This is a genomic window from Variovorax sp. Varisp85 (genome assembly GCF_047304045.1).
Lineage (GTDB): Bacteria > Pseudomonadota > Gammaproteobacteria > Burkholderiales > Burkholderiaceae_C > Variovorax.
On sequence record NZ_JBGLYN010000010.1, the window covers coordinates 1 to 12,239 of the forward strand.

Sequence of the window (12,239 nt, forward strand, 5' to 3'; positions counted from 1 at the left end):
ACGCCGCCTGCCCCCACCCCAACCCTCCCCCAGCGGGGGAGGGAGAAAGACAAGAAAGACACTGACCATGGGCTTTTTCCTCGAAACCCTCTTCGGCGGCCTCATGGTCGGCATGCTCTATTCGCTGATCGCCATCGGCTTCGTGCTGATCTACAAGGCCTCGGGCGTCTTCAACTTCGCACAAGGCGCGATGGTGCTGTTCGCGGCGCTGGCCATGGCGCGCTTCTCGGAGTGGTTCCCGCAGTGGTTCGGCTTCGAGAACCAGATCCTCGCGAACATCCTGGCCTTCGTCGCGGCCATGGCGGTGATGGTCGTGGTGGCCTGGCTGATCGAGCGGCTCGCGCTCAGCAAGCTGGTGAACCAGGAAGGCATCACGCTGCTGATGGCCACGCTGGGCATCGCCTACTTCCTCGACGGCGTGGGCCAGACGATCTTCGGCAACGACATCTACAAGATCGATGTGGGCATGCCCAAGGAGCCGCTGATGGTGCTCGAAGGCACCTTCCAGGGCGGGCTGCTGCTGAGCCAGGAAGACCTGATCGCCGCGCTGGTGGCGGCAGGGCTCGTGGTGGTGCTGGCGATCTTCTTCCAGAAGACGGCCACGGGCCGCGCCCTGCGCGCGGTGGCCGACGACCACCAGGCCGCGCAGTCGATCGGCATCCCGCTCAAGCGCATCTGGGTGATCGTGTGGTCGGTGGCCGGCTTCTCGGCACTGGTGGCCGGGATCATCTGGGGCTCCAAGCTGGGCGTGCAGTTCTCGCTCTCGCTGGTGGCGCTGAAGGCGCTGCCGGTGGTGATCCTCGGCGGGCTCACATCGATTCCGGGCGCCATCATCGGCGGCCTGCTGATCGGCGTGGGCGAGAAGTTGTCCGAAATCTATCTCGGCCCCATGCTTGGTGGCGGCATCGAGATCTGGTTTGCTTATGTGCTGGCACTGGTCTTCTTGCTGGTTCGCCCGCAAGGCCTGTTCGGCGAAAAAATCATCGATCGGGTCTGAGCAATGTTCTATAGAGAAAACGGCCAGTTCAAGTCGAGCTACCGCGCCGACCAGCAGATCTTCCCGATCGCGCAGGACCGCCTCGCGATCCTCGTGCTGCTGTTCGTGGCTTTCGTCGTGGTGCCGATCGGCGTGTCCGACTACTGGATGCGCGCCATCCTCACGCCCTTCCTCATTCTTTCGCTCGCAGCCCTGGGCCTCAACATCCTCGTGGGCTACTGCGGGCAGATCTCGCTGGGCACCGGTGCCTTCATGGCGGTGGGCGCGTACGCGGCCTACAACTTCCAGGTGCGCATCGACGGCATGCCGCTCATTGCCTCGCTGCTGCTGGGCGGCCTGTGCGCGACGGTGATCGGTGTGCTGTTCGGCATTCCGAGCCTGCGCATCAAGGGCCTGTACCTTGCAGTCGCCACGCTGGCCGCGCAGTTCTTCACCGACTGGGCGTTCCTGCGCATCCAGTGGTTCACCAACAATTCGTCCTCGGGTTCGGTGAGCGTGGCGGGACTCAACGTGTTCGGCGTGCCCATCGAGTCGCCGGTGCAGAAGTACCTGTTCTGCCTGATCTTCGTGGCGGTGTTCGCGCTGCTTGCAAAGAACCTGGTGCGCAGCGCCATCGGCCGCGAGTGGATGGCGATGCGCGACATGGACGTGGCCGCCGCCGTGATCGGCATCCGACCGGTGTACGCCAAGCTCACGGCCTTCGCGGTGAGCAGCTTCATCGTCGGCGTGGCCGGCGCGCTGTGGGGCTTCGTGCACCTGGGTGCGTGGGAGCCGGCGGCGTTCAGCATCGACCGCTCGTTCCAGCTGCTGTTCATGGTGATCATCGGCGGGCTCGGCTCGATCATGGGCAGCTTCTTCGGCGCCGCATTCATCGTGCTGCTGCCGCTCTTTCTGAACCAGTTGCCGGGGTGGCTGGGCTTCTCGATCTCCACCGCGCTGGCCTCGCACCTGGAGACCATGATCTTCGGTGCGCTGATCGTGTTCTTCCTGATCGTGGAGCCGCACGGGCTGGCGCGCTTGTGGTCCACGGCCAAGGAGAAATTGCGGCTCTGGCCCTTCCCCCACTGAATTCCCGTTCGTACGTAAAAACCGGCACCGAGGTGCCCACATAAGGAGACAGGCATGAAACTGAAATCGCTCGCTCTGACCGCCGCCCTGGTGGCCAGCACCCTCGGCGCCCTGCTGGCGCCCTCGCTCGCGCAGGCACAGGCCAAGGAACAGTTCTTCCCGCTGCTGGTGTACCGCACTGGCCCCTATGCGCCCAACGGCACGCCCTGGGCCAACGGCAAGCAGGACTACATCAAGTACATCAATGCCACCGGCGGCATCAACGGCGTGAAGATCGCGTACGAAGAGTGCGAGACCGGCTACGCCACCGACAAGGGCGTGGAGTGCTACGAGCGCCTGAAGGGCCACCCCGGCGTGGCGTTGTTCGACCCGCAGGCCACCGGCATCACCTTCGCGCTGACCGACAAGGTGCCGACCGACAAGATTCCGCTGATCACGCTGGGCTACGGCCTCTCGGCCTCGCAGGACGGCGGCGTCTTCAAGTGGAACTTCCCGCTGATGGGCTCCTACTGGACCGCGGCCGACATCCTGATCCAGCACATCGGGAAGAAGGAAGGCGGCATGGACAAGCTCAAGGGCAAGAAGATCACCCTCGTGTACCACGACTCGCCGTTCGGCAAGGAACCGATTCCGCTGCTGCAGGAGCGCGCGAAGCAGAACGGCTTCGAGCTCTCGCTGATCCCGGTGACCGCGCCCGGCGTGGAGCAGAAGTCGGCCTGGCTGCAGGTACGCCAGCAGCGGCCCGACTATGTGCTGCTGTGGGGTTGGGGCGTGATGAACTCCACCGCGCTCAAGGAGGCCGTGGCCACGGGCTACCCGCGCGAGAAGATGTACGGCGTGTGGTGGGCCGGCGCGGAACCCGACGTGAAGGACGTGGGCGCCAACGCCAAGGGCTACAACGCGCTCGCGCTCAACACCTCGGGCACGCAACCCAAGGTGATCCAGGACATCCTGAAGCAGGTGCATGACAAGGGCCAGGGCACGGGGCCGAAGGAAGAAGTGGGCTCGGTGCTCTACACGCGCGGCGTGATCATCCAGATGCTCGGCATCGAGGCCGTGCGGCGCGCGCAGGAGCGCTTCGGCAAGGGCAAGGTCATGACCGGCGAGCAGGTGCGCTGGGGCATGGAGAACCTCGCGCTCGACCAGAAGAAGCTCGACGCGCTGGGCTTCTCGGGCGTGATGCGCCCGGTGAGCACCTCGTGCCAGGACCACATGGGCTCGACCTGGGCGCGCGTGCACACCTGGGACGGTGCCAAGTGGGGCGGCATGTCCGACTGGTACGAGGCCGACAGCCAGATCATCAAGCCGATGGTGAAGGCCGCCGCCGACAAGTACGCAGGCGAGAAGAAGCTGACGCGCCGCGAAGCGGCGGACTGCAGTTCCTGACGCGCAGCTGATCCGTGGCGGCTCGCGAGAGCCGTCATTCGAAAGAGCAGCGTCGTCGTTGTTCTTTCGAATGCTTCGGACCACACCATGAGCGAACCCAACATCCTTCTCAACGTCAACGGCATCGAGGTCATCTACAACCACGTGATCCTCGTGCTCAAGGGCGTGTCGCTGACCGTGCCCGATGGCGGCATCGTGGCGCTGCTCGGCGGCAACGGCGCGGGCAAGACGACCACGCTGCGCGCGGTGAGCAACCTGCTCGCGGGCGAACGCGGCGCCGTCACCAAGGGCACCATCGAGCTGCGCGGCGAGCGCATCGAGGCGCTGTCGCCGGCCGAGCTTGTGAAGCGCGGGCTGATCCAGGTGATGGAAGGCCGCCACTGCTTCGCGCACCTGACGATCGAAGAGAACCTGATGACCGGCGCCTACACGCGCACCGATGGCAAGGCCGCGGTGCAGCAGACGCTGGAGAAGGTCTACGCGTACTTCCCGCGCCTGAAGACGCGGCGCACTTCGCAGGCGGCCTACACCTCGGGCGGCGAGCAGCAGATGTGCGCCATCGGCCGCGCGCTGATGGCCAATCCGAGCATGGTGCTGCTCGACGAACCCTCGATGGGCCTGGCGCCGCAGATCGTCGAAGAGGTGTTCGAGATCGTGAAGGACCTCAACGCCAAGGAGCGCGTGACCTTCCTGCTGGCCGAGCAGAACACCAACATGGCGCTGCGCTATGCCGACTACGGCTACATCCTGGAGAACGGCCGCATCGTGATGGACGGCGCGGCGCAGAGCCTGCGCGAGAACGAGGACGTGAAGGAGTTCTACCTCGGCGTTGGCGGTGCGGACCGCAAGAGCTTCCGAGATGTGAAGAGCTACAAGCGGCGCAAGAGGTGGTTGGCTTGAACCGACCAGAAAGATGAAGGGGACGGACATGACCGACCACTACGACAAGCTTGAAATCCGCGACCCCGCCGAACGCGAGCGTGACCTTCTGGCCGCATTGCCGAAGCAGATCGCGCAAGCGCAGACCGCCGCACCGGCGTTCGCGAAGATCCTCGACGGCGTCAAGCCCGCCGACATCACCACGCGCGAAGCCCTCGCCAAACTGCCTGTCACGCGCAAATCCGAACTGCTCGAGCTGCAGAAGGCACGCCGCGCGGACGACCCGTTCGGTGGCTTTGCCTCCATCGTGCGCGGGCCGCGCATGCTGCGCATCTTCGCGAGCCCCGGCACCATCTACGAACCCGAGGGCGAGGCCCGCGACTACTGGCGCACCGCGCGCGCGCTGCATGCGGCGGGCTTTCGCGCCGGCGAACTCATCCACAACAGCTTCAGCTACCACATGACGCCCGCGGGCTCCATCATGGAAAGCGGCGCACGCGCCATCGGCTGCACCGTGTTCGCGGGCGGCACCGGCCAGACCGAACAGCAGCTCGAGGCCATCGCCGACCTGAAGCCCGAAGGCTATGCGGGCACGCCGAGCTTCTTGAAGATCCTGCTTGAGAAAGCTGCGGAGAAGGGCATGAAGCTGCCCTCGCTCACCAAGGCGCTGGTGTCGGGCGAAGCCTTTCCGCCGAGCCTGCACGACTGGATTGCCGCGCATGGCGTGAAGGGCACGCAGTGCTACGCCACGGCAGACCTCGGTCTCATCGCCTACGAAACCAGTGCGCGCGAAGGCCTGGTGATCGACGAAGGCGTGCTGGTCGAGATCGTGCGCCCCGGCACCGGCGATCCCGTGCCCGACGGCGAGGTTGGCGAGATCGTCGTCACCAGCTTCAACCCCGACTACCCGCTCGTGCGCTTCGGCACCGGCGACCTCTCGGCCGTGCTCGCGGGCACCTGCCCCACCGGCCGCACCAACAAGCGCATCAAGGGCTGGCTCGGCCGCGCCGACCAGACCACGAAGGTGCGCGGCATGTTCGTGCATCCCTCGCAGGTGGCCGAGATCGTGCGGCGCTTTCCCGAGGCGCGGCGCGCGCGGCTTGTGGTGTCGGGCGAGATGGGCGACGACAAGATGACGTTGACGCTCGAATGCGCGGGCGCCGTGCCCATAGGGTTTCAGGCCCGCGTGGGCGATGCGATTCGCGAAGTGACCAAGCTACGCGGCGAAGTGGTCGTCGTGGGCGCAGGCGAACTGCCCAACGACGGCAAGGTGATCGACGACGTGCGCAGCTACAAGTAGCGGCGGTACAGCCCGCGCGTGGTGGCGCGCATCAGCACCACCACGAGCACCGAATAGGCCAGCACGAGCGCCAGGGCGAAGCCGATGAGCCCGCCCGCGGAGTCATGGCCGCGCGCCCACATCGACAGCACCAGCCACGCCAGCGCGATGGCGATGCAGCTCGCCTGCACCAGCACGAAGGCCAGCACCGCCGCCGCCACGGCCCTGAAAGGGCGCACACGCACCAGCCCGGCGCTGGTGCCGAGCCAGCCGCCCCACAACGCGAGCGCGAAGGCCACCAGCGGCGGCACCATCCAGGCGAGCAGCAGCTCCAGCCCCTCCATGCCGCTCGCCACGGAAGTCCAGCGGCTCACGACCACGCCGCTCCACATCTGCAGCGACGCGAACAGCGAGGCACCCACCAACGCCACGGCGCGGCGTGGCGATGAGCCGATGGCTTCGTCGTCTTGCATGGCAGAGGGTGCGGCGCGGCCTGCCCTCAGCGCGAACCAGGCTGCAACCCACACACCGAGCACGAGCACGATCAACTGGACAACGGACTGCAGGAACATGAACGCGGCCATCGCAGTGCGCATGGAATCCGGGCCAAAGAAGTCCTGCAGGCGGCCGCCCGGCATGAAGAGCAGTTGCACTTCGTAGAGCAGCGGGCTCAGCGCGTAGAAGTTCAGCACCAGCACCACCGCGTATGCCGCGCCATAGCGGCTGCGGAGATGGGACAGCCGCGCCACGCTGTCCACGCCGCGCTTTTCGAGCGCGTTGCGCCCATGGCTCCAGGCCAGCGCCGCTGCCAGCAACCAGGCCATGCCGACGCTGAACACCATTGGAATCCACATGCCTGGAAGGGCATAGGTGCTGCGCAGCTGCTCGCTGTCAGGCGAGTCGGGCCAGAGCAGCATGACCATGTTGACCGCCAACATCGCGGCACCGATGGCCACGGTGACGAGCGCGAGATCGCGCGGCAGTCGCCGCGCACGTGCGTGAGAAGGGGTTGCCGTCATTGGAATACTTTCGCCTTTCAGGGCGCATGCCGCTGCATGCGAAGAGAGAGCGAGGGTATCGGATGACGGCGCGTGTGCGGTGCAGGTTCAGTGCACGAATGCGCCACGCGGCCAGCCGCGTCGGTCAATGAAGCTCGGGCTCGTGCGCCAGCTCGAAGAGCTTCGTCATCTCGCAGTTGAATGCCGGCAGGTCGTCGGGCTTGCGGCTCGTCACGAGCGCCTGATCGACCACGACATCCTTGTCGCTCCACTTCGCTCCGGCGTTCTTCAGGTCGGTGCGCAGCGAAGGCCACGAGGTCATCTTGCGTCCCTTGACGCCGCCCGCCTCGATGAGCGTCCACGGCCCATGGCAGATCGCCGCGATGGGCTTGCCCGCTTCGACGAAGGCGCGCACGAACGCCACGGCCTTCTCGTCGATGCGCAGCGCGTCGGGGTTCATGACGCCACCGGGCAGCAGCAGCGCGTCGAAGTCACCGGCGTCGGCGCGCTTCAGCGGCACGTCGACCGCAAAACTGTCGGCAGGCTCATGGTGGTGCCAGCCGCGCACGGTGCCGGCGAGCGGCGAGACGATCTGCGTCTGCGCACCGGCACCGTCGAGCACCTTGCGCGGCTCGGTCATCTCGACCTGCTCGAAGCCGTCCGACACGAGGATGGCGACCTTCATTCCGTCGAGGGAAGAGGAGGTGATGGGCATGATGGATCTCCTTCGGGGTTGCTGCATAAAAAAAGCAATGAAGATTCACCCTAGGCCACGCCCACCTCGCCCGCATCGTCCTGCGCCGGATCCGCCTGTCGGACAGTTCGACAGGCGGCAAACTCCTCTTACGAGTCGCAGGATTTGTTTGCCCGATTCCGCAGGGCAGACATATTTCGCCCGAAGGAATCGCCGAGCCCGGGCGCCCTCGGCCCCCGGCCGTCTCTAAGGGCTATCCGGTATAGGTCAGGCTGTGGTCAGCCTTTAAGATCGCGGCCTTTTTATCCCCCTCCCGGAGACGTCATGAAGAAACTGTTCGCCCTCGCGGCGATTGCCGCCGCAGCCGCCGGTGTCCACGCCCAGGATTTCCCTGCGGGCAAGACCGTCACGCTGGTGGTGCCTTTCGCGGCCGGCGGCCCGACCGACCGTGTCGCACGCGACCTGGCGGAAGCCATGCAGAAGACGCTCGGCACCACCATCGTGGTGGACAACACTGCGGGCGCGGGCAGCTCCATCGGCACCGCCAAGGTGGCGCGCGCCGCGCCCGATGGCTACACGCTGCTGCTGAACCACATCGGCATGTCGACGATGCCGGCGCTCTACCGCAAGCTGCCCTTCAACGTCGAGAACGACTTCGAGTACCTCGGCATGGTCAATGAAGTGCCGATGACGCTGATCGGCAAGCCCGGCCTGCCCGCCAACAACTACAAGGAACTGACGGCCTGGATCGCCGCCAACAAGGGCAAGATCAACCTCGGCAACGCCGGCCTGGGCGCCGCCTCGCACCTGTGCGGCCTGCTGTTCCAGAGCGCGCTGAAAGTCGAGATGACGCCCGTGCCGTACAAGGGCACGGCCCCGGCCATCGCCGACCTGCTGGGCGGCCAGATCGACCTGCTGTGCGACCAGACGACCAACACAACCTCGCAGATCGAGGCCAAGAAGGTCAAGGCCTATGCGGTCACCACGAGCAAGCGCCTGACCACGCCGGCCCTGAAGGACCTGCCCACGCTCGACGAGTCGGGCCTCAAGGGCTTCGAGGTGACGATCTGGCACGGTGTGTATGCGCCCAAGGGCACGCCCGCGCCGGTGCTGAAGAAGCTCAACGAGGCCATCAAGGCCGCGATGAAGGACCCGGGCTTCGTCAAGCGCGAAGAGGCGCTGGGCGCGGTGATCACGACCGACAAGCGCACCGAGCCGGCCGAGCACAAGAAGTTCGTCTCGGCCGAGATCGCCAAGTGGGGCCCGATCATCAAGGCGGCTGGCGTGTACGCCGACTAGCTGTTGCCCGCCCCCAGGCGGCGCGGCAAAGCCGGTTCCGCGGTGTTCCTGGATTTGAATTCGCAGAAGCCGCCGTACTCTTGAGGACGGCGGCTTTTTTCGTTGCGGCTACTTCGGCCGGATGGCGTCAGCCGTCCCCTGGATGAAGGCCTTGATGCTCTCGATCTCGTCGCCCGAGAGCTTGCCCGTGAAGTCAGGCATGCCGCGCGCCATGGCCGGGCCCTTCAGGATGAACTTGTCGAGGTTCTCGATGTAGGCCGCATCCATGTAGCCGAGGTTCGGAATGTTGCCACCGCGGTCCACACCGGGCACGCCGTGGCAGAAGACGCAGTTGCTCACGTACAGCATGGTGCCGGCCTGCACTTTCGCGGGGTCGTACTTCACGCCCTGCACCAGCTTGTCCATGCGGTACTGAACGAAGTCCGGCATCTTCGCCGTGCCGCCGACCGCGAAGGTGTAGACCGTGCCGGGCCCCTGACGCTCGGTGGCACGCTGCGCGAGGCCGTACACGCCGCCCCAGCCCACCGCGACCGACACGTACTGCTTGCCGTCGACCATGTAGGTCGAGGGCGCCGCCACCACGCCGGTGCCGGTGGGCGTTTCCCACAGCTTCTCGCCCGTCTTCGCGTCGTAGGCCAGCAGGCGACCATCGGCCGTGCCCTGGAACACGAGATTGCCCGCGGTGGTGAGGGTGCCGCCGTTCCATGGCGAAGCGTAGTCGACGCCCCACGCTTCCTTCTGCGCGACCGGGTCCCAGGCCACGAGGCGGCCGAAGGGCTTGCTCTTGGGCGGCTCGGCATTGGCGAACTTGCCGAGGTTCCAGCCGAGGCCCGAGTGCGGTCGGCCCGGCACGTCCTCGTTGAACTTCCAGTCCTTGTCGTCCATGAGGTTGATCGGCACGTGCTGCGCGGGCAGGTAGGCGAAGCCGGTCTGCGGGTTGAACGACATCGGATGCCAGTTGTGCGCGCCGAACGGCCCCGGAATGGAGTCACCGGGCTTGGTGGTGTCGCGCGCCGCGGCGATCTCGATGGGACGGCCGTTCTTGTCATAGCCCGTGGCCCAGTTCACTTCGACGAAGTTCTTCGCCGAGATGAACTTGCCGTTGGTGCGGTCGATGACGAAGAAGAAGCCGTTCTTCGGCGCATGCAGCAGCACCTTGCGCGGCTTGCCGCCGAGCTTCATGTCGGCCAGGATCATCGACTGCGTGGAGGTGTAGTCCCAGTTGTCGCCCGGCGTCTCCTGGTAGTGCCACACGTACTTGCCGGTGTCGGGATTGAGCGCCACCACCGAGCCGAGGTACAGGTTGTCGCCGCCCTTGGGACTGCGCGCCTTGTGCGACCAGGGCGAGCCGTTGCCGGTGCCCACGTACATCAGGTTGAGCTCGGGGTCGAAGGCGAAGCTGTCCCACGCGGTGCCGCCACCGCCGGCTTCCCAGTACTTGCCGCTCGGGTCCCAGGTCTTGGCGGCACGCGCCATCGATTCGTCCTCGAAGGGCTTGGCCGGGTCGCCCGGCACCACGAACCAGCGCCACTTCTGGTCGCCGGTCTTCGCGTCGTAGGCGGTGACGTAGCCGCGCACGCCGTACTCGGCGCCGCCGTTGCCGATGATGACCTTGCCCTTGAACACGCGCGGCGCGCCGGTGATGGTGTAGCTGCCCTTCTGGCCCTCGATGGTGTTCTTCTCCCAGACCTTCTGGCCGGTGGCCGCGTCGAGCGCGATGAGCCGCCCGTCGTAGGCCGCCACGTAGACCTTGCCCTCGTGGATCGCCACGCCGCGGTTCACCACGTCGCAGCAGCCCCTGAAGCCCTTGGACTTGTCGACCTGTGGATCGAAGGTCCACAGCTTCTGCCCGGTGCGCGTGTCGATGGCGTGCACCACGCTCCACGAGGCGGTGATGTACATGATGCCGTCCACCACCAGCGGCGTGGCTTCCACGCCGCGCGTGGATTCGAGGTTGTAAGACCAGACCAGCCCCAGCTGCTTCACGTTGCCGGCGTTCACCTGGTCGAGCCTGCTGAAGCGCGACTCCGAATAGTCGAGGCCGACGCTGGGCCAGTCGGGCGTCTTCTTCTGCGCCGCGTTGGCGCGGATGAAGCTGCCGTCGACGCGCTTGGTGGCAGCGGCTGCGCGGTCCTGTGCGTTCTGGGCCGAGGCCGTGGTCGATGTGCCCAGGCACAGCAAGGCGCCGGCCAGCATGAGCAGCCCGGAGTGTGTTTTTTTCATCGCAGGTCTCCTTTGTCCCTCAAGGATCGTGCGCGCGGGCTCCGGGTTCACCCCCGGGATTTCCCCAGTCCGGCGCTGTTCCATTGCGGAACACATTCAGCGCTGGTCCCGACCCCGACCCCACCCAGGGAGGCAGCGAACCCATGGCCCTCGACAGAATCGGCACGCCGGACGCGCCGCGCCAGCTCTTTGCCAACACGCCCGCACAGCGCGTGGCGCTCGCGCGGCAGCAGTTCTTCGAGGAAGGCGTGCGCCCCTCGGGCCTCGTGGGCGAGGCGGTGATCCAGTCGTGGATGCGCTGCAGCCGCACGCACACCGACCGCCAGCGCATCGTGACCTTCGACGCGGTCACGCCGAGCCGCCTGCACGCCACGCTCGCGCGCAGCCGCGAGCTGCTCGATGCGGCGCGCCAGGAGCTGGCGCAGATGGAGCATGCACTCGCGGGCACCGACTGCCGCGTGATCCTCACCGACCGCGAGGGCGTGGTGGTGCACGTCACGCAGCAGCCCGCCGCCGCGCACCAGCCGGTGCTGCGCAAGACATCGCGCGTGGGCGTGAACATCTCCGAGCGCGTCGTCGGCACCACGGCGCCGGGCATCGTGGCGAGCACCGGGCAGGCCTGCGCGGTCGATGGCGCCGAGCACTATTTCGACGTGCTGGGCCACATGCAGTGCGCGGCGGCGCCGATCCGCGACGTGGCGGGGCAGCTCGCCGGCGTGCTCGACCTCACGGTGGAGGCGCGCCGCTTCGGCTTCGACGCGGCGTCGATGGTGGCGCTCCATGCCACGACGATTGAGAACCGGCTGCTGCAGGCGCAGTCGCGCGACCACCTGATCCTGCGCTTCCAGGCCAGCCCCACGCTGCTGGGCACGCCGCTCGAAGCGCTGGCAGGCGTCGCACCCGACGGCACGATCGCCTGGCTCAACAACGCGGGCGCGCGGCTGCTCGGGCGGCTGCCCGAGGCGGCGGACGAGCGCGACGTCGAATACCTGCTGGGACACGACCTCGCGAGCCTGCTGCGGCTCGGGCGGCGCGAGGCAGCGCAGCCGCTGCGGCTGGCGAGCGGGCTGGGCGTGTGGGTGCAGGCACGGCTGAAGGGCGCGGACGGCGCGGACTTCAGGCATGCGGTGGCGATGCCCGGCGAGGCGGCACCATTGGCCATCGAGCGGCAGGACGATGCGCGGATGCAGGCGCCCGAAGCCTGCGAGTGCACGAACCTTGTCGAATCCGCGTCTCCTGCGCAGGCGACGCTGCGCGAGCACAGCCGCAAGCTGATCGAGGAAACGCTCGCCGCGCATGGCGGCAATGTGTCGCAGGCGGCACGGCAGCTGCGCGTGTCGCGCGGCACGCTCTATCGGCGGCTGCACGGCTGGCGCGACAACAACGGCGCGGAAGAAGGCGCGTCGCCGGCCTGAT

General features: G+C 66.9%; 10 protein-coding genes. 7 read left to right on the forward strand and 3 right to left on the reverse strand.

Annotated elements, in window-relative coordinates; all coding sequences use genetic code 11:
* The first annotated feature begins 67 nt into the window (after nt 1-67).
* The 5 genes from ACCC97_RS06090 (at nt 68) to ACCC97_RS06110 (ending at nt 5,630) form a co-directional block, all read left to right on the forward strand.
* The gene (locus ACCC97_RS06090) at nt 68-997 is read left to right on the forward strand and encodes a branched-chain amino acid ABC transporter permease (RefSeq protein WP_007830559.1); all 930 of its coding nucleotides are present in this window, start codon (nt 68-70) and stop codon (nt 995-997) included.
* A 3-nt stretch (nt 998-1,000) separates the two neighbouring features.
* The gene (locus ACCC97_RS06095) at nt 1,001-2,065 is read left to right on the forward strand and encodes a branched-chain amino acid ABC transporter permease (protein ID WP_413331872.1); all 1,065 of its coding nucleotides are present in this window, start codon (nt 1,001-1,003) and stop codon (nt 2,063-2,065) included.
* Nucleotides 2,066-2,119: 54 nt separating this feature from the next.
* Nucleotides 2,120-3,451, forward strand: coding sequence for an ABC transporter substrate-binding protein (locus tag ACCC97_RS06100; protein WP_007830557.1), 1,332 nt, complete (start codon nt 2,120-2,122; stop codon nt 3,449-3,451).
* Between the two features lie 87 nt (nt 3,452-3,538).
* A complete protein-coding gene (locus ACCC97_RS06105) occupies nt 3,539-4,351 on the forward strand; it encodes an ABC transporter ATP-binding protein (RefSeq protein ID WP_007830556.1) in 813 nt (270 codons plus the stop codon).
* Between the two features lie 28 nt (nt 4,352-4,379).
* A complete protein-coding gene (locus ACCC97_RS06110; protein WP_007830555.1) occupies nt 4,380-5,630 on the forward strand; it encodes a phenylacetate--CoA ligase family protein in 1,251 nt (416 codons plus the stop codon).
* On the opposite strand, the gene ACCC97_RS06115 is transcribed toward ACCC97_RS06110, so the two are convergent.
* Nucleotides 5,621-6,628, reverse strand: a complete 1,008-nt coding sequence (locus tag ACCC97_RS06115) for a hypothetical protein (RefSeq protein ID WP_413331873.1) — start codon at nt 6,626-6,628, stop codon at nt 5,621-5,623. The two genes, ACCC97_RS06110 and ACCC97_RS06115, sit on opposite strands and share 10 nt — an antisense overlap.
* A gap of 124 nt (nt 6,629-6,752) precedes the next feature.
* On the reverse strand, nt 6,753-7,322 hold the full coding sequence (locus ACCC97_RS06120; RefSeq protein WP_413331874.1) for a type 1 glutamine amidotransferase domain-containing protein: 570 nt from the start codon (nt 7,320-7,322) through the stop codon (nt 6,753-6,755).
* A 303-nt stretch (nt 7,323-7,625) separates the two neighbouring features.
* Here ACCC97_RS06120 and ACCC97_RS06125 point away from each other — a divergent pair, with 303 nt between their 5' ends.
* Nucleotides 7,626-8,600: a tripartite tricarboxylate transporter substrate-binding protein gene (locus tag ACCC97_RS06125; protein WP_007830551.1), complete on the forward strand. Its 975-nt coding sequence runs from the start codon at nt 7,626-7,628 to the stop codon at nt 8,598-8,600.
* A 108-nt stretch (nt 8,601-8,708) separates the two neighbouring features.
* Here ACCC97_RS06125 and ACCC97_RS06130 read toward each other — a convergent pair whose 3' ends face one another.
* Nucleotides 8,709-10,823: a PQQ-dependent dehydrogenase, methanol/ethanol family gene (locus ACCC97_RS06130; RefSeq protein WP_413331875.1), complete on the reverse strand. Its 2,115-nt coding sequence runs from the start codon at nt 10,821-10,823 to the stop codon at nt 8,709-8,711.
* A 143-nt stretch (nt 10,824-10,966) separates the two neighbouring features.
* Here ACCC97_RS06130 and ACCC97_RS06135 point away from each other — a divergent pair, with 143 nt between their 5' ends.
* Entirely contained in the window at nt 10,967-12,238 is a 1,272-nt protein-coding gene (locus ACCC97_RS06135) for a helix-turn-helix domain-containing protein (RefSeq protein ID WP_007830549.1), read from the forward strand.
* Nucleotide 12,239 lies beyond the last annotated feature (1 nt).

Coding starts and splice junctions, on each gene's coding strand:
- ACCC97_RS06090 (WP_007830559.1), top strand. CDS start 68: ATGGGCTTTTTCCTCGAAACCCTCTTCGGCGGCCTCATGGTCGGCATG.
- ACCC97_RS06095 (WP_413331872.1), top strand. CDS start 1,001: ATGTTCTATAGAGAAAACGGCCAGTTCAAGTCGAGCTACCGCGCCGAC.
- ACCC97_RS06100 (WP_007830557.1), top strand. CDS start 2,120: ATGAAACTGAAATCGCTCGCTCTGACCGCCGCCCTGGTGGCCAGCACC.
- ACCC97_RS06105 (WP_007830556.1), top strand. CDS start 3,539: ATGAGCGAACCCAACATCCTTCTCAACGTCAACGGCATCGAGGTCATC.
- ACCC97_RS06110 (WP_007830555.1), top strand. CDS start 4,380: ATGACCGACCACTACGACAAGCTTGAAATCCGCGACCCCGCCGAACGC.
- ACCC97_RS06115 (WP_413331873.1), bottom strand. CDS start 6,628: ATGACGGCAACCCCTTCTCACGCACGTGCGCGGCGACTGCCGCGCGAT.
- ACCC97_RS06120 (WP_413331874.1), bottom strand. CDS start 7,322: ATGCCCATCACCTCCTCTTCCCTCGACGGAATGAAGGTCGCCATCCTC.
- ACCC97_RS06125 (WP_007830551.1), top strand. CDS start 7,626: ATGAAGAAACTGTTCGCCCTCGCGGCGATTGCCGCCGCAGCCGCCGGT.
- ACCC97_RS06130 (WP_413331875.1), bottom strand. CDS start 10,823: ATGAAAAAAACACACTCCGGGCTGCTCATGCTGGCCGGCGCCTTGCTG.
- ACCC97_RS06135 (WP_007830549.1), top strand. CDS start 10,967: ATGGCCCTCGACAGAATCGGCACGCCGGACGCGCCGCGCCAGCTCTTT.